Genomic DNA, 24,741 nt, shown 5'->3' with positions numbered 1-24,741 from the left:
ACATGAGAAGGAAGACGATATGCAGCTTAACATTACCGGACACCACGTCGAAATCACGGATGCTATGCGCGAATTCGTGACCTCAAAATTCGCCAAACTTGAGCAATACTTTGATCGTATCAATCAGGTGTACGTGGTACTGAAAGTGGAGAAGATCCTGCACATTGCAGATGCCACGATCCACGTCAACGGAGGTGAGCTGCATGCCACATCGGAAGCGGATGATATGTATGCCGCCATCGATCTACTGATCGACAAGCTGGCGAGACAGTTAAACAAACATAAGGATAAACTGAAACAGCACTGATGTTGCCGTTTCAGGTGCAGGGACAGCAACCAGCCTGCTTGCTTTATGGCAGGCTGGTAACCGAAGGCAACCGTGTCGTTAAGTGAACGCATCATGAACAACGAGCCCGTTATGCAACTTAGCACCGTCCTCCGTAAGGAGTGCACGCGTAGCGCCGTCCACTGTCAGAGCAAAAAGCGCGCACTGGAAATTATCAGTGAACTGGCCGCCAGACAGCTCAATTTGCCGCCACAGATGGTGTTTGAAGCCATTCTGACCCGCGAGCGCATGGGCAGTACCGGAATCGGCAATGGTATCGCCATTCCGCACGGCAAGCTGGAAGACGACAATACGCTCGGTGCAGTCGGCGTCTTTATCCAGTTGGAACAACCGATAGCCTTTGATGCCATCGATAACCAGCCGGTCGATCTGCTTTTTGCCTTGCTGGTTCCCACTGAACAATGTAAAACCCATTTGCATACGCTATCGCTTGTCGCCAAACGACTGGCGGATAAAATCGTGTGTAAGCGCCTGCGCGCTGCCCAAAGCGATGAAGAGCTCTATCAGATCATGACCGAAGCGGATGATCTGCCCGACCAGCCCTGACGGCAGGCTTCGGACGTTATCCAATCATGAATGACAGCAGGTGTAAGCCTGACAGATACCGGCCTGGCCGGGAAAACGAAGTTAGCTAACTGTGGCGGTGGACATTCACCATCCCGCTGCCAGGGGGGAGTCGTCAGATGGTGCTGATGATTGTCAGTGGTCGTTCAGGCTCGGGAAAATCCGTAGCCTTGCGCGCGCTGGAAGACATGGGTTTCTATTGCGTAGATAACCTGCCGGTGGTGTTGTTGCCCGAGCTGGCGCAGACATTGGCGGAACGGAACATTTCCGCCGCGGTCAGCATTGACGTGCGTAACCTGCCGGAAACGCCGGAAGTACTGGAGCATGCCCTGACACGTCTGCCTCAGAGCTTTTCGCCTCAATTGCTGTTTCTGGATGCCGATCGCAACACGCTGATTCGGCGTTACAGCGACACCCGCCGTCTGCATCCTCTCTCCAGCAAAAATCTGTCGTTGGAAAGCGCCATCGACGAAGAAAATGATCTGCTGGAGCCGCTGCGTTCCCGTGCCGACCTTATCATCGATACGTCGGAAATGTCGGTACACGAACTGGCGGAAATGTTGCGCACCCGTCTGCTCGGCAAGCGCGAGCGTGAACTGACGATGGTCTTCGAGTCATTCGGCTACAAACATGGCATCCCGATTGATGCCGACTACGTGTTTGACGTACGTTTCCTGCCAAACCCGCACTGGGATCCCAAATTGCGCCCGATGACCGGTCTGGATAAACCGGTGGCGGCGTTTCTGGACCGGCACACCGAAGTCCACAATTTTATTTATCAGACCCGCAGCTATCTGGAACTGTGGCTGCCAATGCTGGAAACCAACAATCGCAGCTATCTTACCGTCGCTATCGGTTGTACCGGCGGTAAACACCGCTCCGTCTACATTGCTGAACAACTGGCGGACTACTTTCGCTCCCGTGGCAAGAACGTGCAGTCGCGCCACCGAACGCTGGAAAAACGTAAATCATGACCGTCAGGCAAACCGTTGAAGTGAAAAACCGCTTAGGGATGCACGCGCGCCCGGCCATGAAACTGTTCGAGCTGGTGCAAAGTTTTGATGCTGAGGTGCTGCTACGCAACGAAAATGGCACCGAAGCTGATGCCAGTAGCGTCATTGCCATGCTGATGCTGGATTCCGCCAAAGGCCGCCATATCGAAGTGGAAGTCTCTGGACCAGATGAAGAACACGCGTTAGCAGCGGTCATTCAGCTGTTTGAAGCCGGGTTTGACGAAGATTAATCTGCTGCTGTGCCCCCGGATGGCGCAAGTCGCCATCTGTGATCCCAGTCGATTCCTGTTTATGCGGTACGTTTTTATGCGGTAAGTTCCCTGCATCCCTGATACCATCGGATTAACTTATACCAACTTATGCCCCTGCCCTTCACGGCGGGGGTGTTGTTATCTGCTATTGCAAAAACTGGAGAAACATATGGACAAACCGCACCTGACGATTAGCGAGCTGGATGCCGAACGCCTGGATGCGCTGCTGGAACAACCCGCTTTTGCCGATACAGAGGTTGCGCAGGCTCTGAGCGAGGAACTGGATCGGGCGGACATCGTCCAGCCGGTCGAGATGCCCGCTGATGTCGTCACCATGAACAGCAGGGTCCGATTCCGTGATCTACTCACCGCAGAAGAACATATCCGCACGCTGGTCTATCCGGCCAGTCTTAAGGACAGTCGGGAACAAATTTCGGTCATGGCACCGCTGGGAGCGGCACTGCTCGGCATGCATGTCGGCAACAGCATCGCCTGGCCGCTGCCTAACGGCGAAGAAACGCGCATTGAAGTGATGGAACTGCTCTACCAGCCAGAAGCAGCAGGTGAGTATCACCGCTAATCAGGCCGTTAACGCCAAAAAGGCTGCCCTGATATCGGGCAGCCAATCGCTAAAGTCAGGCGTTATACCCCGGCAATCTTCATTGACGGCAGTAACACCGAACCACACTGGATGTTGCTGCGCGTTTCGATATCATCCCCCATGGTCACCATATTACGCAGCATATCTTTCAGGTTACCGGCAATCGTGATTTCACTCACCGGGTACTGAATTTCACCGTTTTCTACCCAGAAACCGGAAGCACCGCGGGAATAATCCCCGGTTACCGCGCTGACCCCTTGCCCCATCAGGCTGGTGACCAGCAGGCCGGTCCCCATTTCCTTGAGCATACCGTCAAAATCCAGCCCACGTCCGGCAATGTGCCAATTATGAATGCCACCCGCATGGCCGGTGCTCTTCATGCCCAATTTCCGACCCGCATAGGTGGTCAGCAACCAGGTTTGCAGCACGCCGTCTTTGACTATCTCCCGCTGTTCGGTACGCACACCCTCGCTGTCAAACGGCGTGGAGGCCAGCCCTTTGCGCAAATGCGGCAACTCCCGAATAGTCAGCCATTCCGGCAGAATCTGTTTGCCCAGGCTATCCAACAGGAAAGTGGATTTCCGGTAAACGTTGCCGCCGCTGATAGCGCCGACTAAATGACCGAACAGACCGGTCGCCACCTCGGCGGCGAACATCACCGGAGCCTGCATCGTCGCCAGCTTACGCGGTGACAGACGTGCCAGTGTACGGCGCGCGCACTCTTCCCCAACCCATGACGGGGATTGCAAGTCGCCCAGCGCACGACCGATGGTATAGGCGTAATCACGCTCCATATCACCGTTGTGCTCGGCAATCACGCTAACTGACATGGAATGACGACTGGAGCAGTAGCTCTGCAACATACCGTGGCTGTTACCGAATACCTTGATACCGTAGTGACTATTGAAGCTGCCGCCTTCGGTGTTGGTGATGCGTTTATCGGCTTTCAGCGCCGCCTGTTCGGCAGCGGCGGCCAGTTCGATACCGCGATCGGCATCCAGTTCAGCAGGGTGGAATAAATCCAGGTCCGGCGCATCAAACGCCAGTAGCTCTTTGTCTGCCGGGCCGGCAAAAGGGTCAACCGAGGTATAACGGGCAATATCCAGCGCCGCCTGCACTGTGCGGGCGATAGCGTCCGGACTCATATCCGTGGATGACGCACTGCCTTTACGCTGCTGATAGTAAACGGTAATGCCGAGCGCGCCATCGCTGTTGAATTCGACGTTTTCAACTTCACCATACCGGGAGCTGACGCTGATACCGGTTGTTTTCGTGACGGCAACTTCCGCCGCATCAGAACCGGCACGGGCCAGTTCCAGCGCCTGTGATACCGCCTGTTCCAGCACTTTACGCTGTTCTGCAACCTGAGTGATTATTGTCATCGATTTGCCATAATGAGTAAGAAAACATTCAGATAATCTATGATGCAACGAATGCCGTCCGCCTGCTATTCGTTACCTGACCTCAGTTTTACCATGAGGTAACCTGTGATTGAGTCTAACAGGATCGGCGGACAATTTCGCACAAAGCCCATAACCTGATAGGATCAGCCTCTTTTATTGGGGAGCTACCATGAACAAACATCCCGAAGACTGGCAGGACGAGATTCCTGACGCCAGCCAGGACGATGAAGACGAAGAGATAATCTGGGTCAGCAAAAGCGAGATTAAACGCGATGCTGAAGCCCTTAAAGCGCTGGGTACCGAATTGGTCGAGCTGGGTAAAAACGCGCTGGAACGTATTCCGCTGGATGACGATCTGCGTGCCGCGATTGAGCTGGCGCAGCGCATCACCAAAGAAGGCCGCCGCCGCCAGTTGCAGTTGATTGGCAAAATGTTGCGCGCCCGCGACCCGGAACCGATTCAGACCGCACTGGACAAGCTGCGTAACCGCCATAACCAGCAGGTGTCGCTGTTCCACAAACTGGAGCAATTGCGTGACAGATTGATAGCCGAAGGTGACGGTGCGGTTCCCGATATCCTTGCGCTTTACCCGCAGGCCGACCGCCAGCAACTACGCTCGCTGGTGCGTAACGCCCAAAAAGAAAAAGCGGCCAACAAGCCACCCAAGTCAGCCCGGCAGATTTTTCAGTATCTACGCGAACTGGCAGAAGCCGAATAATTTCAGGCAAGCACCTGTCAGATTGCGGATAAACACCTTGATTATCGGTAAGCGGGTTTTCCTGGCGTCCCAAACAGTGCTGAGGTGGATGACTTCGCCGGGTGAGCCGCTGGACGCGGCGAAAGCCCGTGCCGCGTCGGGAACGCGTCACGGGCGGCCCGAACAGCGAAGGCGAACGCCGAAGGTAGCGCGCAGCGCCACTGTTTAGCCACCAAGCCAGTGGTCAAGGAGAGGCGGCGTTTGAGCCTCTCATTGTCGTGCGTGCGATAAAGCAGCAAAAAAATCACACCGCTTATCCCGCACGAAATTGTTCACTGACCGGACAAACTTCACCATTCATAAAACAACATAACTGTTTGTCAACAACATCTCAGACACCTTACGGTACGTATTTTATTTGGTTGATGCCACCAGTGCGGAGCCTGCAAAAATAAACAGGGTGCCGGTCGCACGGTTAAACAACCGCAAACGTCGTGGGTGAGCAAACAGCGTGGAGACACGGTTCCCCATGCAGGCGTAAGTAAACATGATGCTGCAATCCAGCACCGCCCAGGTCAACGCCAGCAATGCGAACTGCATCGCCTGCGGCGCACCCGTGTCGATAAAATTGGGAAACAGTGCGGCAAAAAACAGGATGTCTTTAGGATTACTGACGCCCACCATAAAACCACGTCGATACAACCCCAGCGCCCCTGGTGCACTCTCTTCTACCTCAGAGGAGGGCGTCAGGGTGTTTTCCTGCGTTCGCCAGGCGGAAATACCGAGCCAAATCAGGTAGAGCGCCCCCACAACTTTTAACACCAGAAACGCCGTCGCCGATGCGGCCAGCACCGCACCCAACCCCAGTGCCGACGCGGTCATCAGCAACAGTGAACCGGTCGCGCCGCCCAATATAGTCGCCAGTGCACGTCGTTGCCCGTAGCGCAAACCATGCGTCATACTGAGTAAGGCCGATGGCCCCGGAACCGCAATCAACACGGTGATTACACCGAGGTAAACCAGCCAAAGATGCAGTGTCATTATCCTGTCTTCCGTTGATATCAATTTATTTTACAAGCGGTTAATTCAACCACTTCATTATACAATCAGTAATACAGCGAAAAATAGCAGACCCAAACCAGGAGGAACCACGGCGAATGACAACGCTATTTATGTATTACGTGGGCGGGCGCGCCCAGGGTGCGAATATCGAATTGCATGACATCCAGTTCGCCGCGGTGGAACACCCACAAGATGGGTTTCCCCTCTTAAAAGCCAACTGGTTCGGCGATAAAAACCAGATCCACGTCGACAGCTATACCCCCTGCCCTTGGGCAGACGGCTATGATATCACGCTCAGTCGCCAGCCGTTTCAGGGCAGAGAAAAACTCTGGTTCATCAATATGGGGGGTTATCTGCCGCACAATCCGGCGGAGGTGCATCAGTTCGGGCTGTTTGTCGCAACGAACGCGGAACAGGCTAAACAACGAGCCAAAGCAGTGCTACTGACCGACGTGTTTCAGCAGCACAAGGACGACCTGCGCGATGTGGACGATTGCCTGCCGCTCACGCTGCTGGACCGCTGGTATATCCACCTCACCGCAAACCCTACCGGGCAGGTTTTGCCGCCGCAGTGGCAGGGTTACCACCCGCTGTAATGCGGTTTAGTCGCCGAGCGCATGTTGATGGCGATGCAATAACGCGGTGAGTCTGCCAACCGCATCAATCGCCTCATCCGATACCTGATGGTCGCGTAACAGTTGCTGATACTCATCCATTTGTGCCAGTAATCGGGAAAAATGCAGGCTACGATCGCGAGTGGAGCCGATGACCTGCTCGGCCGTCGCTCGCATCTGACGGTGAAAAGCGGACAGTGTCGGGCTGACCGGCAGCACCAACGTCCGCAGGCGCTGGTGCATCATGATAAGCGACAGCGCCAGGCGATACTTACCGATTTCACCGGGAAACAGGTTCAGCAACAAAAACAGGTGCTGGTACAGCGCGGGCAGGTGGTTCTCCTGACGCTGTGCCGGACGGGTCGACAACGCCGAGACCGCGCCGAAAACGAACCGGTTAAGCAGTGTGCGACTCGTTTGCTCACGGGTATTGTCACGGATAAGCAAAATAACGCTCAATGCCAGAATACAGCCAATCACCTGACCAATCGCATTATCCAGAAACTGGGACAGATTGAATTTCATCGGGTTGCTGAGTACCAGAATGTTGATAGTACTGGCCAACGCCCCCAGCGACCCCAAGCGGCGCTTCTGTACTTCAATGCCTATCACAAAGGCAACACCGCCGAGGCTCAGACAAAGTAGCAGCAGACTTTGCTGGGTAGACGGCAGCACCAGCATGAACATCAGCGCACCCAGCGGCAGCGCCACCAGCGTACCGATCAGAAAGTCTTTCGCCGCCATCAGTGGATTGGGTAAGCGCATCGCCAGCGAGGTCACCACCGCCAGCATCACCATACAAACGCTGCCCGATGTCCAGCCGGTCCACAGCCAGAACAGGCATCCAAGTCCTGTGGCGACAGTCGTACGCACGCCGTTGATCATGGCATGGTGGGTTTCCGCCGAACTGGCCTTGACCGGGATATCAGCGTCCAGTAACACCGCCTCACTCTGGCTGATGCGTACGTTAGTTTTCACGCCTTTCGCCAGCAATTGATAGCGTGCCGCCGCCCCCAGCCAGCTCACCAGTGTTGGCGGCAGACTGCGGCTATGCGCCGCCGCCAGATGGCGCAACTGCCGTAAACGTCGCTGTACGTCGGCAGGGGTCTCTGCCGGTTGTTCCAGCATCACGGCGATCGCCCCTTTGACGGCGTTTGGGTGATCCTGCAACGTCAGGCGGGTTTCGCACGCCTGGGTAATCATGACCCAGGATTGGGTCAACAGCGTGGTTATCCGGCGACTGGCACCCTGCCAGCGTGACGACTCCATCATCAGTACGCTACGCATCCCATTGATGGCGTGGGTTTTACGCACCAGACCGTTCCAGACGGCGTCCAGTTCCTCTTTCGATATGCCATTCACGCAACGTTGCAGCAAGTGATATTGCCCTACCAACAGTTCCTCCACCGCACGGTCGATCTCTTGCTTGATCGAACGGGGCGAAAACAGCAGGTCAGCCAGAATGGCACACACGATACCCAGCACGATTTCGCTACATCGTTCCACCGCAAATTGCAAAATACGCAACGGCTCACTCTGGCTGGTCACGATAATAATCAGCGTCGTGTAGCCTGCCAGCGCAAACACATAGGCGTTCTCTACTTTTACCAGCGACGAAATCCATACACAGACACCGGCCCACAAGCAGCACAGCAGCAGCATCAACGCCGGTGCCCGAACCGTGGAAATGATAATCACCAACGCCCCAATACAGCCGATAAACGTACCGATCACCCTAAGCATGCCACGGTGACGAATAGCGCCGGAAAACGGGTCTCCGCCAGCCACAAAAGCCGGACCCGCCGCCACAATGGCAGCGGTCAATGCCGCCCAGCGCGGGGTTTCCAGTTGCAGGTGAAAGCCCAGCACCAGCGACAACACGATGGCGGTACTGAGTTTGAATGCAAACCGTAGGCGCAAAAACGCGGGACTGTTGATCATAGGGGGCTCGCTTAGCCGAACTCACGCAGGCGATGCAGTAGTTGCAATAACGGCGACATCGGCGTGGTGTTGCGGGTATGTTCACCGGTCACCACCACGGTGGCGGTGGTTCCTGCCGGATACAGGTCGCCCCATTGCTGATCGAGGCGAATTTTTACCGGTACCCGCTGCGCCAGCCGCACCCATTCCAGATTGGAGTCCACCGTCGCCAGACCTTTGATGTCAGAGGAACTGCTGCTGTTGGTGACCCCCGCCGCTATGCTGTCCACCGAGCCGAACAAAATCTGGTTGCTGCCCAGCGGCGTGATTTCCACCCGATAACCGGGGCGTACACCCGCCAGCTTGGTTTCTTCCATGTAGGCCAGCAGATAGAACGAGTCTTTCTTCACCAGCGCCACCGCCGTAGAACCACGGGTAATGAACTCACCGGCATGCACATGTAAATTAGTAACCCAGCCATCCGACGGGGCTCTCACCACTGTGCGCGCCAGATCGAGCTTCGCCTGTTCCAGTTCAGCCTGTGCCTTCGCCAGTTGGTGCTGCGTGGTCTGCAACGCATTGCCGGATTGTTCTATTTCTTCGCGCGACATCGCCTGCACGCCGAGGTGTAAACGGCGTGCCGACTCTCGTTTTTTCTCATCGACCAGCGCCTGATAATAGCCCACATCAGCCTGAGCCTCTTCCAGCGCCTGCTGGTAACGTGGTTGATCGATGACGAACAACACATCGCCTTGTTTCACCGGCTGGTTATCCTGCACTTTTACCTCGGTCAACAGACCGCTGACATCGGGGGCTATCGCGACGACATCGGCGCTAAAACGGGCGTCACGCGTCCAGGGGGATTCGGTGTAAAACGACCATACGCGCACCAGTGCTACCGCCGCCAACAACACCAGCAACAGTGTTATTGCCATGCGACTGAATTTTTTGAAAATCACTTTCACAACAGATGTTTTCACAACAACCTCAAAGACCGAAACGGAACAGCAGATAGAACAGGCAGATAAACAGTGCGGTATTAAACAAGGCCGGGTGCCACACCAGGTCATAAATCCCCGTGGGATGCAGCAGCCGAATGCAGACAAAAAATAACGCCAGCGTCACCAGCAGTACAAAAAATACCGGTGGAAACGACAAACCAAACAGCACCATAACCGGGAGTGAATTCATCCTCTTTTCCTTATATTCCCCATTTTCCCCTCACCACGTCTATCGCTCTCGCCCGTCTCCTGAAACACCGGAAAGACCGGGAAAACAGAATGAACGTCCGTTTCCGCCAACAGGGTTGCCGACGAATAAAGACAGAGCATTAACTGAATAATCGCGATGGTGGGTTCTGGTGTAATGGGTATCGCTTACCATGTTACATCAGCGTTTTTAACCCTTTGAAACAACCACAGCAGTGAAGACGGGTAATCGAGGCCACGCGTTGTAGCCAGACAAGCTATATTATGAAACGTTATTATTGTGTTATCTACGCAGCGTGATCTAAATCACTTTTAAGCCAGGGTTAACAATGGAACGATTAAAGAGTATGTCAGTGTTCGCCAGCGTGGTGGAATTCGGCTCATTTACCGCCGCCGCACGCCAGTTGGCGATGAGCGTCTCCGCCGTCAGTCAGACGGTGACCCGGCTGGAAGATGAACTACAGGTGAAACTGCTCAACCGCAGCACCCGTAGCATCGGGCTGACGGAAGCTGGCAGGATCTATTACCACGGCTGTCGCCGTATGCTGCACGAAGCCCACGAAGTGCATGAGCAGTTATATGCGTTCAACAATACGCCAATCGGTACCTTGCGCATCGGCAGTTCCTCCACCATGGCGCAAAACGTACTGGCCACAATGACCACCGACATGCTAAAGGAATACCCGGGATTATCGGTTAATCTGGTGTGTGGGATCCCAGCACCAGACCTGATTGCTGATGGGCTGGATATCGTTATTCGCGTCGGCGCGTTGCAGGATTCCAGCCTGTATAGCACCCGCCTGGGTTCGATGCCCATGGTGGTGTGTGCCGCCAAAAGCTATCTGGCGCAGCATACCACGCCGGAAAAGCCCGGTGATGTAAGCAACGCGTCCTGGCTCGAATACAGCGTTCGCCCGGACAGCGAATTCGAACTGATCGCCCCGGAAGGCATCACCACCCGACTGACGCCGCAAGGGCGCTTCGTCACCAATGACCCGGTTACGCTGATTCGCTGGCTGAAAAACGGCGCTGGCATCGCTTATGTGCCGTTAATGTGGGTATTTGAAGAGATCAAACGTGGAGAGATAGAGATCCTCTTTTCGCGCTACCACTCCGATCCACGCCCGGTATACGCGCTTTATACCCGCCGCGACAACCTGCCGCTAAAAGTACAGGTGTGCATCAACTACCTGACTGAGTACTTCAACAAGGTGGCGCTGATTTATCAGGGATACCGACAGGAGCACCCACAAACCGGGCTACCGCAGAAATAATGCAGGCCACACAAAGGCGGCCTGCATTCATACTTTCAGTTGCATCGCCTCACTCAGGCGGTACCGCCTACCGTGATGCCATCCAGCTTCAACGTTGGCTGACCGACGCCCACCGGCAGGCTTTGCCCTTCTTTGCCGCACACCCCGACGCCTCTGTCCAGCGCCAGATCGTTGCCGACCATCGAGATCTGCTGCATGGCCTCAATACCGGAGCCAATTAACGTCGCCCCTTTCACCGGCGTGGTCACGCGTCCCTTCTCAATCAAATACGCTTCAGACGTGGAGAACACAAATTTACCGGAGGTAATATCCACCTGACCACCACCAAAGTTCGGCGCATACAGGCCATATTCCACGCTGGCGATGATCTCCTCAGGGGTCGATTGACCGGCCAGCATGTAGGTGTTGGTCATCCTTGGCATCGGCAGATGCGCGTAAGACTCGCGGCGGCCGTTGCCGGTCGGCGCGACGCCCATCAGACGGGCATTCAGTTTATCCTGCATGTAGCCTTTGAGGACGCCGTTTTCGATCAGCACATTGTATTGACCGGGTACCCCTTCATCATCCATAGCCAGTGAACCACGACGCCCTTCCAGTGTGCCATCATCCACCACCGTACACAGCTCGGACGCCACCAGTTTGCCGACCTGACCGCTGAACACTGAGGTACCACGACGGTTAAAATCGCCTTCCAGACCGTGCCCGACCGCTTCGTGCAACAACACGCCCGGCCAGCCTGCGCCCAGCACCACTGGCATCGACCCGGCCGGTGCCGCGACCGCTGACAAATTCACCAGCGCCATACGCACCGCTTCTTTAGCCCAGGCTTCCGCCCGCGCTTCGCCATCGGCCTGCTGCCAGAAATAATCGTAACCGGTACGTGCGCCACCGCCGCTCGAACCACGTTCACGACGGCCATCCTCTTCCACCAACACACTAACGGATAAGCGAACCAATGGACGGACATCCGCCGCCAGTGTGCCGTCGGTAGCGGCCACCAATACCAGTTCATACACGCCGGTTAAACTGGCGGTCACTTCCTGTACACGCGAATCTGCCGCTCGGGCGGTGGCGTCAACGCGTTGCAACAGAGCAATCTTATCTTCACGACTCAGACTATCCAGTGGGTTGGCCTGCGGGTACAGGCCGCGATGCGGCACCTCACCCAGCGTTTTCACCGTGCCGTTGCCCTGCTCACGCACAATGCTGCGCGCCGCCTGCGCGCTTTGCTGCAACGCATTGAGCGTTATCTGGTCGGCGTAGGCAAAACCGGTCTTTTCCCCGCTGATAGCCCGGATCCCGACCCCTTGGTCGATATGATAAGAACCGTCCTTGATAATGCGGTCTTCCAGCACCCAGGACTCGTGGTAGCTCGACTGAAAATACAGATCGGCGTAATCAAGACGCCGCTCACTCAACGTACCCAGAATGGACTGTAAATCCTGATGGCTCAGTTTATTGGCCGTGAGTAATTGCTCACTGACAAATGTCAGACTCATAGAATGTCACTCTTATTGTCAATGTCTCAGATAACCAGACCGCCGTTACTGGCCTGCCGCACCGGCGGCATTGGCTTTTTGCGGTTCACGCACTACTTCCTGAATCTTTGGTTGATCCACACTACCGGAAATGTGGTAACGAATCAGGGAAATTTTACTCCACAGCGGCCCCAACACTTTACTGGCGGCAAACACCGCCGCCCCGATAACCGGGTTCACCGCAAAGGCCGTGGCCACACCGACGGTAGCGGAAATTTCCGGTGCCACCACCGCCTCCATCGAAATATCACGCTTCACCAGGTCAACATCACCCTTCATGGCGATATCCGCTTCGAGGCCGTCCACCAGCAGATTATCGGTGTGTAACACCCCGTCTTTTATCCACGCCGTGCTGCGAACCGAATCAAAGTAAAACCCTTTACCGAACGTATCACTGAAATCAAACTGTAGCTTACGCAGCAGCGCATCGAAACTCACCAGACGTAATAATTGCCCGGCCTGGCCAGTGCCGACATTAACAATTTCACCCTTGCCGATATCGGTTTTCAAAATACCGCTCAGGCTCGGGATATGCGGTGCCCACGGCGAGCCGCGCCAGTACAGGTCATAGTCGATTTTGAACGCCCCGGCGCGCAACGGTGTTGCCAGCCCCAGCCAGTCGGCGTTATCACTCAGGTTGTTGCCAGACAACTGCCCTTTTATCGCCGTGCGGGTGCCTTCGCCGCTTTCCTGCCAGCTGCCGTCCAGCGTTAATTTGGCTTTGCCGTTATCAACCAGCCCGTTAGTCAGCACCAGCTTGTTAGGCTCTGGTTGTATTGCGCCTCTCACCTGCCCGATATTCTGCCCCATCAGCCAGCATTCACGGCACTCAAATTGCAGTGACGGCAAGTCTTCAAAGCGAATACTGGGATCGTTAAGCGGTGATTTTTTCTCCGCCAGCGCGGCCGGGTTGGTGGCATCGTCCCCCTGCCATTGCGGGTTGTAATACAGATAGCGCACATCGCTGCGCCACTGCCCGGCAGCGGGAATCAGCAATCGACCGTCAATCTCTCTACCGGTAGCGGTGATTTCTCGGCCGCCGTTCTGGGTACGACTGGTAAACATCAGGTCATGCCATTGCTGACCCAGTACCTTCAATTCTGGCGTCGTCAGCGTGACCCGCTCCGGCCACTGGAAACGGCTGGCTCCTGCCTGCGCACTGGCTGCGTTGCGTACACCGGGCAACAGCGCCAGCCAGCGCTCGCCATCCAGCGGTGGCAATGCCAGAGTCAGTGATGAATCGTCCGGCAGCGAAGGCGGTTTCGCGCCTTCCTGCCAGGCGGCTCGCACCAGCATGACTTTGCTGTCTTTAAGCAACCACTGACTGTTGAAGGACTGTTTTTTCCCCAAGGTACCGCCGAGAGAGAAACCGCGCTCGTCCCCTTTGGCGTTAACCTGAAGCCCCAGCGCAGTACCTCCCGCTTTATTCAAGGGAGAAGGTAAGTGACTACTCACTTCTTTTAGATCACCCTGCACGGCAACGTCATAACTGGCGGGGCCGCGACGTGGCAGAGTGACCTGTACGGTACCCTGCCAGCCGGTATTGCCGTCTAACGACGCGGCTACCGGTTTAGGCAAGCCCGGCAGGCGGGACAACGCCCAGCTACCCTGCAACCCGACATTCACCAGAAACGCCTTTTCCTGCTCCTGGGTCGAAAAGTTGAACGTGAGTGGCTGATCAAGCCAGCGCGCCTGCAACGTCTGACTGGCAAGATTACCGTTATCGTAGTGGAATCGTCCGCTGACCGACTGGAGTGACACGTCCAGCGGCTTGATAAACAGCGGGTTATTATTTAACGCGACATCACCGCTGGCTTTTACCTGCCCGCCATTGAGCGGAATATCCAGATGCAGGTTACCCTGAACCTCTCCGCCAATCTGGATTTGCGTCAGCGCGCTACCAATCGAGTCCTTCATGGGCGTTTGATCGAAGTAATCGCTCACTTCTTTACCGCTTCCGCTGATATCGCCGTCGATCAACAACTTCTCTTTGCTGTAATCCGGAATGATGGCGTTGATGTTGTGCCCGTCGGCATCGCCCAGCTTTATCTGCGGCGCCTGCATCCACAAGCCGTTGTTAAGGAAATTCAGTGTGATATTCAGGTTATCCAGCGCAGGCCAGCCGGGCTGAAATTCAAAGCGTGATTTCTCTAGCGGCACCCAAACCTGAAATTGCCCTTCCTGATGCTCGAACGGAAACTGCGCCGGATTACCGGCAAATACCAGTGTGGCGTTGTCCACCTGACCGGATTTGATAGCGCCAGTCAGGTAATCCACCAGGTTTTTGCCCATAAAATACTCGGGGTAGTAGCGCCAGGCGTCAGCCGCATCACCAAGCCGGATCCCGGCAAGAATATCCAGCCGGGGTTCCCCCTGAGCCGGGTGACGGTAATGGAAATCCCCATTGGCCCACAGCGAATGAGAGCGCACGTCCAGCCCCTGCCCCCACAATTCCCAGCCTTGTGCGTCATGACGCCAGTCCAGCGTGGCGTTCGCCTGCTGAATATCCAGCGGTGCACGAAACATGTCCTGATACGGTAACGTACTCTGCGTCAGGCTCACCTGCGTCCGCCCACGCGCCAGACTACCGACCGCGTCACCAGAGACATGATTGGCACCTGGCAGCAATTGCCAGTTTTTCCAACCGACATCCTGCCAGCTCACCTGAAAACGGGTTTGCTCCTGCTGTTGTAACGGAATATCCAGCGCCAGCGTGGTCAGTTGCCCTTGCGGTTGCAACGCCTGCCAGCGGGTTTTTAGCTCCGGTGTGGTGGTACTGAGCAGCGGCAGCAACGGCCCCAGCCGCTCCAGCGCCAGATGACGGCCACGAATACGCAACTCGGCGGAGCGATCAGGGCCCAGTAGCTGGGTATCTTCCGGTAGCCACAGCGCAGACAGTTGCCCTTTCGGCCACGCGACGCCATCCGTAGACAGATTCAGCGACGGCACATCCAATTGCCAACCGTTCTGGTAGCGGTTGACGTGCAATGCCAGGCCGTTGACCCCTAACTGGTGCAAGGTGTCGCCATCTCGCCAACTGGCATCACCCTGATTGAGCAGCAGATCGCCGCCGTAAATATCGCCTTCCCGCACCTGCAGCCAGGCAGCCAGACTGAACCTGGCATTCTCCAGACCGGTATTACTGCGGATCCAACGGCCCAGCCACGGTTTCATGTCGATGTTATCGGCTTGCAGATACACCACGCCGTTATTCAACCAGCCTTGCTCATCACGCAAATCCATGCGGACCTGCACCACACCGTGCTGGCCATTGAAACTCGATAAACTAATCTGCCCTTCTGCACGGTGCCGATTTTTACCGTTCAGCCAGGTCAATTGGGGAATTTGCAGCTCAGCCTGAGTCCCCGACGGGGTCAGAAAGCGGATGCGGCTATTACGCAGATCGAAATGATCGAACTGGCGCAGAAACAGTGACCCGAGTTGATCCGGCTCCCAGCTACGGGTGCGCTGTCTCTCAGGGTCGATCGGTGTCTTGAGGTCGAGTTGCAGGTGATAAAACGTAAGATCGCGGAATTTCCACTTCAAATGCAGCAATGACTGCCAGACATCCAGCGCCACTGAAATGCGTTCGGATTGCCACTCGGCATCGGGATGATGAATACGCAGGTTAGTGATGTCCAGCGTCGGCCCGAAGGTTTCCCAACTGCCGCTGAGGCTATCCACCTCCATCGGCAAACCGGTGGCAGACTGTGCCCAGGCCACGATCTGTGGCCGGAAAGTATCCAACGTCGGCAGCACCATTCTCAGGCCGCTGACCAGCAACGCAGCCAGCACAACCAGAACGGCCCCCGTCGCTACTACTATTCCAGGCAATCGCTTTATGCCGGGCAGTCGCCTCACACCTGTCTCCTCATTATTCATCACCGGCGACGAGCGAAAACCGTCACAGAGAAAACCCGTCAACCGGTATCCGGCGACGGGCGGCATGACGTTACATCATGACCACATCAAACTGTTCCTGACTGTACAGGGGTTCTATCTGAACCTTGACCTGTTTGCCGACGAAAATTTCCACTTCCGCCAGCGCATGTGATTCGTCGCTTTTCAGTGCCTCGCCCACCGCAGGTGAAGCGTAGACCAGGAAACGATCAGAGTCATAGGCATGATGCACACGCACGACTTCGCGCATGATTTCATAGCACACGGTTTCCACGGTTTTGACCGACCCACGACCGTGGCAGGTTGGACACTCGCTGCATAACACATGTTCTATGCTCTCACGGGTGCGCTTACGCGTCATCTCCACCAGTCCCAATTGAGAGAAGCCGCTGATACCGGTTTTGACCCGATCCTTGCTGAGTGCCTGCTCCAGCGAATGCAGTACGCGGCGGCGGTGATCCTCATTCGCCATATCGATGAAATCGATGATGATAATGCCACCCAGATTGCGCAGCCGAAGCTGGCGAGCGATCGCCTGCGTCGCTTCGATATTGGTGTTAAAAATGGTTTCGTCCAGATTGCGGTGGCCCACAAACGCGCCGGTGTTGATGTCGATGGTAGTCATCGCTTCCGTCTGGTCGATAATCAGGTAGCCGCCGGATTTCAGTTCTACCTTGCGATCCAGCGCCCGCTGAATCTCGTTTTCGACGTCGTACAGGTCGAAAATCGGCTGCTTACCGCTGTAGTGCTCCAGCTTGCTGGTCATCTCCGGGATATATTCCGCAGTGAATTCCAGCAGGGAATCGTACGTCAGCTTTGAATCAACGCGGATGCGATCCAATGATGCACCGGCAAAATCCCGCAGAATACGGTGCGCCAGCGCCAGCTCACCATACAATTTGCACTTGGTCTGGTTGCGTTTTTTACGCTCCATCACCTTGGTCCACAAGCGCTTGAGAAAGGCGGCGTCCTGTGCCAGTTCTTCTTCACCCACGCCTTCGGCGGCGGTACGGATAATAAAACCGCCTTGCTCGTCGCAGTAATCGGCCACCGTCTTTTTCAGGCGTTCGCGTTCAGCTTCACTTTCAATACGCTGAGAGACGCCGACATGGGAAGCTCCCGGCATGAAAACCAGATAACGCGAGGGCAACGTGATATCGGTGGTCAGGCGCGCGCCCTTGGTGCCAAGCGGGTCTTTCACCACCTGTACCATCAAATCCTGCCCCTGACGCACCAGCTCGGCGATATCGCGTACATGAAAGTTTTTCTGCTCGTCGCCCGCGACGCATTCGGTATGCGGCATGATATCGGACGCGTGCAAAAACGCCGCCTTATCCAGACCGATATCGACGAAGGCGGCCTGCATCCCCGGCAACACACGGCTGACGCGACCTTTATAAATATTGCCGACAATCCCGCGCCGGGCTTCACGTTCAATATGGATTTCCTGCAAGATGCCGCCGTCGATATAGGCGACACGCGTTTCTGAAGGGGTAATATTTACCAGCAATTCAGCGGTCATGGGTTCCTCGTTCTTTACGCTGTGCAGAAAAATGTGTGAACAATTCAAGCGTTTCCACCAATGGCAACCCTACCACGGCGTGGTAACTCCCGAAAATCGATTTAACGAAACATCCGCCTTTTCCCTGAATGCCGTAAGCGCCCGCTTTATCCATCGGTTCGCCGCTGGCGATATAGCGTCTAATTTCGTCATCGGCAAGCGTGCGGAATTGCACCTCGGTGACGACACGCGCCGATACGCTCTCACTGCGGTCTGCCAGCGTCAGCGCCGTCATCACCTGATGACGCTGACCAGACAACGATCGCAGAATGCGAACAGCATCGTCTTCATCCCGGGGTTTTTCCAGCACTTGACCGTTTAGCACCACAATCGTATCCGCACCCAGCACCGGCAAATCCAGGGGCGCGGCCACAACGCCAGCCGACGCCTTGTCGTGCGCCAGACGGCTGACATACTGTTCCGGCGCTTCACCGGGCTGACGCTGCTCGGCGACATCAATCTTCACGATATCGAACGACAACTCCAGCAGGGTTAGCAACTCTCGGCGGCGCGGCGACGCAGAAGCCAGATACAGATCGATCATCACATTTCTCTTATTATTTTCTGGTTATTGAACAGCAAACTGGCGACGAATCTTGCGCATCAGCAGGAACAGCCACGGCCACAGCACCCCGTCGACCACACTATTCCAGAAAATTTCCGGTCGTAAAGAGACATTGATCACCAGGAACTCAGCCCAAAACACCACTAAATCCAGCACCAGCGACAGCAGCATAACGATCAACGCCTGCTGCCATAACGCCATGTTACGGAACAACTGGAATTTGAACGCCACCAGATAGGCGACGATGCTAAGCCCCAATGCCCGAACCCCCAGCGTGGAACCAAGAATCAGGTCGGTTACCATACCCAAAACAAACCCGGTCCCAACATTAACCCGGTGCGGCAGCGCCATCACCCAGTAAATCAGCACCAGCGTCAGCCAGGAAGGACGGTACATGTAAAGATCGTCCGGCCAGGGCATGATCTGCAAGACCATCGCGACCAGAAAAGAAAGCCAGATAATCCAGTAACCTTGACGATGATAGCTACTCATCGGTTTCCTCCCGACGTAGCGGGTGCAGGCATCGTTCCCTGCGGCGGCGTCGCCTGATTCGTCGGTTTAGATGGAGCGGTACCATTCGTTTTCACGGATGAGGATCTCGCCGGTGGCGCTTTCGCTGGGGCGGCTTTCGCAGGCGGGGCGGGCGGGCCGACAAAATCAGGCGCAGGCGTATTGGCTGACCGCGGTGCAGGCGGCCCCATTTCTTCCGGCGACGGCAGTACGTGCGGCATCATCTGCATCAGACGTTCATTCGCCACCTGATGCACTTCATCTGGCGGCAACGCAGCACGGGAATTGCTGTCTACGCCCCACATCAGCAACAGATAACGCAAACGCTGCAATTCAGCGGTAGGGTGTGCCTGAATCACGGTATAAGCACGCTGAGTATCCACTTTCACGGATGAGACCACGGCAACCGGGTACCCTTCCGGAAAACGTCCTCCCAAACCGGAAGTGACCAGAACATCGCCCACCCGGATATCGGTATTGTTGGGCAGGTGTTCCAGTTGCAAATCTTCGTTGCAGCCATTACCGGCAGCGATAACGCGAATATCGTTGCGCAGCACCTGAATCGGCAGCGCATGAGAGGCGTCACAAATTAGCAGTACGCGGCTGGTAAATTGCCCTACTGCGACAACCTGACCCACCACACCTTTATCACTAATGACTGGCTGCCCTTCGTACACACCGTTGACATTCCCTTTGTCGATCACCACTTGATCGCTGTAAGGGTCGGTACCCGAGGAGAGCACCTGCGTGACCATCTTCTGCTCTTCCTGACGCAGTGGGGAGCCCAGCAGTTCACGCAGGCGGGCGTTTTCCTGACGGAATTGCCCCATCAACAGCAGATCGCTGTTTTTCAGCAACAATTCCTGGCGCAGCGCTGTGTTTTCACGCTCCAGTTGCTCACGGGAGGTCAGATCGGCAGACAGTTTATCCAGCATGGCACGCGGACCATTAGCCAGAAAATAGAAGGGGCTGACGGCAGTGTCCATGTACGTTCTGATTTTGACAAACGTACCGAGCCGACTGTCAGCAAAGATAATCACAATTGCGGTAATGACAGTAAGAAAAAGGCGCAGTTGCAGGGAGGGGCCCCGGCTAAAAATCGGCTTCATAAAATTGCGTATTCCTCGACAATAAAAAGGGGGCTACCACGCGGGATGAATCCAACAGATTTTCATCCATGCGATAGGTCCCCCTTCTTTACTCTGGCCGGTTTATTCTTCGCTGAACAAATCGCCGCCATGCATGTCGATCATTTCCAACGCCTTACCACCGCCGCGCGCTACGCAGGTCAACGGGTCTTCCGCCACCACGACCGGAATACCGGTCTCTTCCATCAGCAGGCGATCGAGGTTGCGCAACAACGCGCCACCGCCGGTCAACACCATACCACGCTCAGAAATATCAGACGCCAGTTCCGGCGGGCACTGCTCCAGTGCCACCATGACGGCGCTGACGATACCGGTTAACGGTTCCTGCAACGCTTCCAGAATTTCATTGGAGTTGAGGTTGAAACCGCGCGGTACACCTTCCGCCAGATTACGACCGCGCACTTCGATTTCGCGCACTTCGTCACCCGGATAGGCAGAACCGATTTCATGCTTAATACGCTCAGCGGTAGCTTCACCGATCAGCGAACCGTAGTTACGACGGACATAGTTGATGATGGCTTCATCGAAGCGGTCACCACCGATACGTACGGAGGAGGAATACACCACACCGTTCAGGGAGATCACCGCGACTTCGGTCGTACCACCACCGATATCCACCACCATAGAGCCGGTTGCTTCAGATACCGGCAAACCTGCACCGATCGCGGCCGCCATCGGTTCCTCAATCAGGAACACCTCGCGGGCGCCAGCGCCCTGAGCGGATTCGCGGATAGCACGACGTTCAACCTGGGTTGCGCCGACCGGCACACACACCAGCACACGCGGGCTCGGGCGCATAAAGCTGTTGCTGTGCACCTGTTTGATGAAATGCTGCAGCATTTTTTCAGTAACGAAGAAATCGGCGATCACGCCGTCTTTCATCGGACGAATGGCTGCAATATTACCCGGTGTACGGCCCAACATTTGTTTGGCTTCATGACCAACGGCGGCCACGCTTTTAGGAGAACCGGCACGATCCTGGCGAATAGCCACCACGGAAGGCTCGTTCAGTACAATGCCTTGTCCTTTTACATAAATCAGGGTATTGGCGGTACCCAGGTCGATGGACAAGTCGTTGGAAAACATGCCACGAAATTTCTTAAACATAACTAAAGGATAATCCTGCAAGCTGGGGGCGGAAATGAAATCCGCTTACTGTACCAACCACACGCAGCAGCGACAAGGCGCTAACCGGCTCTGCTACGGTGAAAAAATGATGTTTACGTAAATTGCCATGATAATGAATGCCTGCAGAACGGCTACCCTTCTGGCAGCGACTGGGGTTCTCGCGAGCTGCCCCCGAAAATTGCACGAACCACCGACATAAAATCTAACATTTTCGTGCGCGCCAGGCCGTTCAGCAAACCGGTCAGCAACGCTATGGCGCCAACATTCTACGCTAGTTTGTTCGGATTTTGACATCAAACATGCGTACGCGGTGAATATTTTTTCAGCGTGTTACTCACCGGTTCCGACAACGCGAACAGATCGCCCTGTCCGCCGCAAACGCCTTTATCCAGCAACGTCTGCCACTCCTCACGCGTACGCACGCCGGAGGCAAACACATGCGCGTTTGTGCCCTTGCACGCTTCGGTCAGGCTGCTGACAAACAGCTGATTCTCCGGCCGCTTATCCAGACTACGCACCAACCCCGGATGGAGCTTGATCACCTCCACCTGTAACGACTTGATGTAGGCGGTGCTGACCAGCGTCAGCCCGGCCTGCGTCACCGCCAGTCGGCAACCCAAACCCGTTATCATCGCCAGTATGGGACGCAAACGGCCGATATATTGACACACATCCGCCTCAGCAAGTTCAAACAATAATCGCGTACGTTGCTTTTTCGGACACTGAAGTAAGGTTTCGCGCAACCAGCGCAGGAACGGCCGTTGCAGCAGCGAATCCACCGTAATCGGGAAAGCCAGTACCGAATCCTGCCAGCTGACCGTCAGAGCAATCACCCGGTTGATCAACTGCCGGTCATAACCGGAGGTCAGGCCAAGCTGACGCACCAGCGGCATGTACTCGGCCTCCAGCAATTCCTGGGTTCCATCATAAATTCGGCTAAACATTTCCCGGTGATGTACCTCACCATCGTGGGTAATCGCCGGTTTTTGATACAAACGCGGCCCGCCGCGCAACAGGGTGTGTTCCAGCAGTGTTCGCCACTTCACGCTACCCCGGCCTTTTTCCGGCACCCGTCGGTCATAAACACACCATCCATTCCCACCCTGCAATACCGCGTTGCGGGTCGCGTCCTCCACGCTTTCCATCACCTGTTCGGTGGTTTGCCCGCCGTGGTAGGCAGAAATGCCGATGTGCAAAATATCTTCCCGATCGATAAGCGAGGTCGTCGGCAAGATATCAATGGCTTTCACCAGTTGGCTGGCGATGCTATCGGCTTCTTTCAGATTGCAATGCGGCAGCAGTACTGTGAAATCACTGTGGTAATAGCGCGCCAGCAGCGCGGCGGGGTAGCGTAAAACAAACGTAGACAACAGGTTAATCAGGGTATTGCGATACTCATCAAGTACGCCGCCATAACCGTGCGTTTCCTGCAAGGTGTCGAAGTCCGGCAGGCGAATCATCATCACCACACCATGCGTGCCGACGTCTTCCGTATCGTCCAATTGCGTCGCGAGCTGATTTTCAAAAAATAACCGGTTATTCAAGCCGGTTTGCGAATCCTGCGCGGCGAATGACCGAATCAAGGTATCGACCCTGCTACGGGCCTCGCGCGCTTCGGCCAAATCCAGCAGCAACTGGTCAAGCGCGCCGCTGGCCATCGCTGGCCACTCATGCACCGAGCCATGCATTACGGTATCGCGCTCACCGGCCAAAATCCGCCGGGCGCGCGCCTCCAACTGTTCCTGCCCCGCCATCTGCCGTCGCAGCCAGCGCACGCCATGAAAGACGATTACCGCGATCAGCAGTATCGTCAACACAATCGACAACGTGGATTTAAGATAGCGTGGCATGCCAAATAACGGATCAACGTAGGTGACGTTGACCTTGACGTCCGCGTGGTGCAACAGCGATAAGCTGGTGTGACGGTACAGCAAGGCTCGCTCCCCACCGTCAGACATCACTTCTGGTAACCGTAGCCAGTAGAGCCTTTCATGGCCGTCGCGCAGATCCAATTCCACAATGCCAGCCGCCTTCATCACCGCAGGCAACCAGAACTGGATATTATCGGGAGCCTGAACCAACAGAGCCTGATCAATGCTTGCCGCCACAGCCCTGAGCTGATGATCCATCCGTTGCTGGCTATAACACACAAAACTAAAAATGCTACTGGCCAACACCAGACCCACGGCCAGTGTCGTCAGCAGCGTCATTACTATTGATATTCTGGCAGTCAACCCCATCCCTGCGCCTAACTCCGTATCAATGAATTGAAAAGTGCTTTCATGAGAGACTTTGTGTGTTGTTTGCGATTTATCAGTTCGCATACTACCCGTTACAAATATAGTCCTTAAATGATTTACCTCTATTTTTGTCCCCGATAAGGAGAGTTTTTATGCGCGCAATCGTGCTCGGACAGCAAGATGGCCAGACAGTGGCCAACGTTAGCACTATTGAACCATCACAATTACCTGATGGCGATGTCACTGTCGACGTCGATTGGTCCGGCATTAATTATAAGGATGCATTGGCGATTACTGGCAAAGGTAAAATCATTCGCCAGTTCCCGATGGTGCCGGGTATCGATTTTGCCGGCACCGTGCGTCACAGCGCTCATCCGGATTTTCAGGCCGGGCAGTCTGTGGTGCTGACCGGTTGGGGCGTGGGTGAAAATCATTGGGGTGGTCTGGCAGAACAGGCGCGAGTCAAAGCCGACTGGCTGGTGCCATTGCCACAGGGCCTGACACCGCGTCAGGCGATGATCATCGGCACCGCCGGGTTTACCGCGATGCTGTGCGTGATGGCGCTGGAAGAAGGGGGCGTCACCCCGGCGAGTGGCGATGTGGTCGTCAGCGGTGCCAGCGGCGGCGTCGGCAGCACGGCTATTGCACTGTTGCATGCGTTGGGATACCAGGTAACGGCTATCAGCGGCCGGGCGGACAATAGCGCCTATCTGCAGCAACTTGGCGCCCATCAGGTACTGGACCGCGCAGAATTCGCCACAGCCGGTCGTCCGCTGGAAAAACAGCGTTGGGCGGGGGCTATCGACACGGCAGGCGATCAGGTACTGGCGACACTGCTGGCCCAAATGCATTATGGTGCCACCGTTGCCGCCTGCGGGCTGGCGGCTGGCGTATCCCTGCCCACCACGGTAATGCCGTTCATTCTGCGCAACGTACGTCTGCAAGGCGTCGACTCGGTGATGACGCCGCGCGCACGTCGTCAGGAAGCCTGGCACCGTTTGGCAGCACTGCTGCCAGCCTCCTTCTATCAGCAGGTGACTCAGGAAATCTCGCTGGAGCAGGTTCCCGCCACCGCCGCCGCGCTATTGGAAAACCGGGTGACCGGCCGCACGCTGGTGCGCATCGGTAGCGCGAACTGATAGGCCTCAGGACGGGCGGTCTCTCGCCCGTCTTTATTCCTATTTTGTAAAAACCGGTA

General features: G+C 55.8%; 22 protein-coding genes. 9 read left to right on the top strand and 13 right to left on the bottom strand.

Annotation, left to right across the window (positions count from 1 at the left end; genetic code table 11):
• The first annotated feature begins 19 nt into the window (after nucleotides 1-19).
• The 5 genes from hpf (at nucleotide 20) to rnk (ending at nucleotide 2,754) form a co-directional block, all read left to right on the top strand.
• On the top strand, nucleotides 20-307 hold the full coding sequence (gene hpf / locus DD586_RS01475; protein ID WP_012883033.1) for a ribosome hibernation promoting factor: 288 nt from the start codon (nucleotides 20-22) through the stop codon (nucleotides 305-307).
• A gap of 93 nt (nucleotides 308-400) precedes the next feature.
• Nucleotides 401-892, top strand: coding sequence for a PTS IIA-like nitrogen regulatory protein PtsN (gene ptsN, locus DD586_RS01470; protein WP_012883032.1), 492 nt, complete (start codon nucleotides 401-403; stop codon nucleotides 890-892).
• A gap of 137 nt (nucleotides 893-1,029) precedes the next feature.
• Entirely contained in the window at nucleotides 1,030-1,884 is an 855-nt protein-coding gene (gene rapZ, locus DD586_RS01465) for an RNase adapter RapZ (RefSeq protein WP_012883031.1), read from the top strand.
• Nucleotides 1,881-2,153, top strand: a complete 273-nt coding sequence (gene npr / locus DD586_RS01460) for a PTS phosphocarrier protein NPr (RefSeq protein WP_012883030.1) — start codon at nucleotides 1,881-1,883, stop codon at nucleotides 2,151-2,153. Before rapZ ends, npr begins: the two co-directional genes overlap by 4 nt.
• A 190-nt stretch (nucleotides 2,154-2,343) precedes the next feature.
• Nucleotides 2,344-2,754, top strand: coding sequence for a nucleoside diphosphate kinase regulator (rnk, locus tag DD586_RS01455; RefSeq protein WP_012883029.1), 411 nt, complete (start codon nucleotides 2,344-2,346; stop codon nucleotides 2,752-2,754).
• Nucleotides 2,755-2,816: 62 nt separating this feature from the next.
• Here the strand turns inward: rnk and pmbA are convergent, their stop codons facing one another.
• Complete coding sequence (gene pmbA, locus DD586_RS01450; protein WP_012883028.1) at nucleotides 2,817-4,157, bottom strand: metalloprotease PmbA; 1,341 nt, start codon at nucleotides 4,155-4,157, stop codon at nucleotides 2,817-2,819.
• Between the two features lie 190 nt (nucleotides 4,158-4,347).
• Between pmbA and yjgA the strand changes: the two genes are divergently transcribed.
• Complete coding sequence (gene yjgA / locus DD586_RS01445) at nucleotides 4,348-4,896, top strand: ribosome biogenesis factor YjgA (RefSeq protein WP_012883027.1); 549 nt, start codon at nucleotides 4,348-4,350, stop codon at nucleotides 4,894-4,896.
• 393 nt (nucleotides 4,897-5,289) lie between these two features.
• On the opposite strand, the gene DD586_RS01440 is transcribed toward yjgA, so the two are convergent.
• On the bottom strand, nucleotides 5,290-5,916 hold the full coding sequence (locus DD586_RS01440; RefSeq protein WP_012883026.1) for a LysE family translocator: 627 nt from the start codon (nucleotides 5,914-5,916) through the stop codon (nucleotides 5,290-5,292).
• A gap of 116 nt (nucleotides 5,917-6,032) precedes the next feature.
• On the opposite strand from DD586_RS01440, the gene DD586_RS01435 reads away from it, so the two are divergent.
• Nucleotides 6,033-6,533 (top strand): DUF1543 domain-containing protein, encoded by a 501-nt coding sequence (locus DD586_RS01435; protein WP_012883025.1) that lies wholly within the window; start codon nucleotides 6,033-6,035, stop codon nucleotides 6,531-6,533.
• A 6-nt stretch (nucleotides 6,534-6,539) separates the two neighbouring features.
• On the opposite strand, the gene aaeB is transcribed toward DD586_RS01435, so the two are convergent.
• From aaeB to aaeX, 3 genes are read right to left on the bottom strand one after another with little or no spacing between them, the layout of a single operon-like run.
• Nucleotides 6,540-8,492: a p-hydroxybenzoic acid efflux pump subunit AaeB gene (gene aaeB, locus DD586_RS01430; protein ID WP_012883024.1), complete on the bottom strand. Its 1,953-nt coding sequence runs from the start codon at nucleotides 8,490-8,492 to the stop codon at nucleotides 6,540-6,542.
• Between the two features lie 11 nt (nucleotides 8,493-8,503).
• The gene (gene aaeA, locus DD586_RS01425) at nucleotides 8,504-9,406 is read right to left on the bottom strand and encodes a p-hydroxybenzoic acid efflux pump subunit AaeA (protein WP_236032273.1); all 903 of its coding nucleotides are present in this window, start codon (nucleotides 9,404-9,406) and stop codon (nucleotides 8,504-8,506) included.
• A gap of 52 nt (nucleotides 9,407-9,458) precedes the next feature.
• Nucleotides 9,459-9,662 carry a p-hydroxybenzoic acid efflux pump operon protein AaeX gene (aaeX, locus tag DD586_RS01420; RefSeq protein ID WP_012883022.1) on the bottom strand — a complete coding sequence of 68 codons (204 nt, stop codon included), beginning with the start codon at nucleotides 9,660-9,662 and terminating at the stop codon, nucleotides 9,459-9,461.
• A gap of 346 nt (nucleotides 9,663-10,008) precedes the next feature.
• Between aaeX and aaeR the strand changes: the two genes are divergently transcribed.
• Complete coding sequence (gene aaeR / locus DD586_RS01415) at nucleotides 10,009-10,953, top strand: HTH-type transcriptional activator AaeR (RefSeq protein WP_012883021.1); 945 nt, start codon at nucleotides 10,009-10,011, stop codon at nucleotides 10,951-10,953.
• Between the two features lie 53 nt (nucleotides 10,954-11,006).
• Here the strand turns inward: aaeR and tldD are convergent, their stop codons facing one another.
• From tldD to csrD, 8 genes are all read right to left on the bottom strand, one after another.
• Nucleotides 11,007-12,452, bottom strand: coding sequence for a metalloprotease TldD (gene tldD / locus DD586_RS01410; RefSeq protein ID WP_012883020.1), 1,446 nt, complete (start codon nucleotides 12,450-12,452; stop codon nucleotides 11,007-11,009).
• A 45-nt stretch (nucleotides 12,453-12,497) separates the two neighbouring features.
• Nucleotides 12,498-16,334 (bottom strand): AsmA2 domain-containing protein YhdP, encoded by a 3,837-nt coding sequence (yhdP, locus tag DD586_RS01405; RefSeq protein WP_041164723.1) that lies wholly within the window; start codon nucleotides 16,332-16,334, stop codon nucleotides 12,498-12,500.
• Between the two features lie 109 nt (nucleotides 16,335-16,443).
• Entirely contained in the window at nucleotides 16,444-17,913 is a 1,470-nt protein-coding gene (gene rng, locus DD586_RS01400; protein ID WP_012883018.1) for a ribonuclease G, read from the bottom strand.
• Nucleotides 17,903-18,496 (bottom strand): Maf family protein, encoded by a 594-nt coding sequence (locus DD586_RS01395; RefSeq protein WP_012883017.1) that lies wholly within the window; start codon nucleotides 18,494-18,496, stop codon nucleotides 17,903-17,905. Before DD586_RS01395 ends, rng begins: the two co-directional genes overlap by 11 nt.
• A gap of 24 nt (nucleotides 18,497-18,520) precedes the next feature.
• The gene (gene mreD / locus DD586_RS01390) at nucleotides 18,521-19,009 is read right to left on the bottom strand and encodes a rod shape-determining protein MreD (protein ID WP_012883016.1); all 489 of its coding nucleotides are present in this window, start codon (nucleotides 19,007-19,009) and stop codon (nucleotides 18,521-18,523) included.
• Nucleotides 19,006-20,136, bottom strand: coding sequence for a rod shape-determining protein MreC (mreC, locus tag DD586_RS01385; RefSeq protein WP_012883015.1), 1,131 nt, complete (start codon nucleotides 20,134-20,136; stop codon nucleotides 19,006-19,008). Before mreC ends, mreD begins: the two co-directional genes overlap by 4 nt.
• A 102-nt stretch (nucleotides 20,137-20,238) precedes the next feature.
• On the bottom strand, nucleotides 20,239-21,282 hold the full coding sequence (gene mreB / locus DD586_RS01380; protein WP_012883014.1) for a rod shape-determining protein MreB: 1,044 nt from the start codon (nucleotides 21,280-21,282) through the stop codon (nucleotides 20,239-20,241).
• Between the two features lie 314 nt (nucleotides 21,283-21,596).
• Complete coding sequence (gene csrD, locus DD586_RS01375) at nucleotides 21,597-23,543, bottom strand: RNase E specificity factor CsrD (protein ID WP_012883013.1); 1,947 nt, start codon at nucleotides 23,541-23,543, stop codon at nucleotides 21,597-21,599.
• A 152-nt stretch (nucleotides 23,544-23,695) separates the two neighbouring features.
• Here csrD and acuI point away from each other — a divergent pair, with 152 nt between their 5' ends.
• Nucleotides 23,696-24,682 (top strand): acrylyl-CoA reductase (NADPH), encoded by a 987-nt coding sequence (acuI, locus tag DD586_RS01370; RefSeq protein ID WP_012883012.1) that lies wholly within the window; start codon nucleotides 23,696-23,698, stop codon nucleotides 24,680-24,682.
• Nucleotides 24,683-24,741: the final 59 nt, after the last annotated feature.

The sequence above is a fragment of the Dickeya parazeae Ech586 genome (assembly GCF_000025065.1).
Taxonomy (GTDB): Bacteria; Pseudomonadota; Gammaproteobacteria; order Enterobacterales; family Enterobacteriaceae; genus Dickeya; species Dickeya zeae.
The sequence above is the reverse complement of the archived record's forward strand: the minus strand, read 5'-3'. Positions and strand labels throughout refer to the sequence as shown.

Coding starts and splice junctions, on each gene's coding strand:
- hpf (WP_012883033.1), top strand. CDS start 20: ATGCAGCTTAACATTACCGGACACCACGTCGAAATCACGGATGCTATG.
- ptsN (WP_012883032.1), top strand. CDS start 401: ATGAACAACGAGCCCGTTATGCAACTTAGCACCGTCCTCCGTAAGGAG.
- rapZ (WP_012883031.1), top strand. CDS start 1,030: ATGGTGCTGATGATTGTCAGTGGTCGTTCAGGCTCGGGAAAATCCGTA.
- npr (WP_012883030.1), top strand. CDS start 1,881: ATGACCGTCAGGCAAACCGTTGAAGTGAAAAACCGCTTAGGGATGCAC.
- rnk (WP_012883029.1), top strand. CDS start 2,344: ATGGACAAACCGCACCTGACGATTAGCGAGCTGGATGCCGAACGCCTG.
- pmbA (WP_012883028.1), bottom strand. CDS start 4,157: ATGACAATAATCACTCAGGTTGCAGAACAGCGTAAAGTGCTGGAACAG.
- yjgA (WP_012883027.1), top strand. CDS start 4,348: ATGAACAAACATCCCGAAGACTGGCAGGACGAGATTCCTGACGCCAGC.
- DD586_RS01440 (WP_012883026.1), bottom strand. CDS start 5,916: ATGACACTGCATCTTTGGCTGGTTTACCTCGGTGTAATCACCGTGTTG.
- DD586_RS01435 (WP_012883025.1), top strand. CDS start 6,033: ATGACAACGCTATTTATGTATTACGTGGGCGGGCGCGCCCAGGGTGCG.
- aaeB (WP_012883024.1), bottom strand. CDS start 8,492: ATGATCAACAGTCCCGCGTTTTTGCGCCTACGGTTTGCATTCAAACTC.
- aaeA (WP_236032273.1), bottom strand. CDS start 9,406: ATGGCAATAACACTGTTGCTGGTGTTGTTGGCGGCGGTAGCACTGGTG.
- aaeX (WP_012883022.1), bottom strand. CDS start 9,662: ATGAATTCACTCCCGGTTATGGTGCTGTTTGGTTTGTCGTTTCCACCG.
- aaeR (WP_012883021.1), top strand. CDS start 10,009: ATGGAACGATTAAAGAGTATGTCAGTGTTCGCCAGCGTGGTGGAATTC.
- tldD (WP_012883020.1), bottom strand. CDS start 12,452: ATGAGTCTGACATTTGTCAGTGAGCAATTACTCACGGCCAATAAACTG.
- rng (WP_012883018.1), bottom strand. CDS start 17,913: ATGACCGCTGAATTGCTGGTAAATATTACCCCTTCAGAAACGCGTGTC.
- DD586_RS01395 (WP_012883017.1), bottom strand. CDS start 18,496: ATGATCGATCTGTATCTGGCTTCTGCGTCGCCGCGCCGCCGAGAGTTG.
- mreD (WP_012883016.1), bottom strand. CDS start 19,009: ATGAGTAGCTATCATCGTCAAGGTTACTGGATTATCTGGCTTTCTTTT.
- mreC (WP_012883015.1), bottom strand. CDS start 20,136: ATGAAGCCGATTTTTAGCCGGGGCCCCTCCCTGCAACTGCGCCTTTTT.
- mreB (WP_012883014.1), bottom strand. CDS start 21,282: ATGTTTAAGAAATTTCGTGGCATGTTTTCCAACGACTTGTCCATCGAC.
- csrD (WP_012883013.1), bottom strand. CDS start 23,543: ATGGGGTTGACTGCCAGAATATCAATAGTAATGACGCTGCTGACGACA.
- acuI (WP_012883012.1), top strand. CDS start 23,696: ATGCGCGCAATCGTGCTCGGACAGCAAGATGGCCAGACAGTGGCCAAC.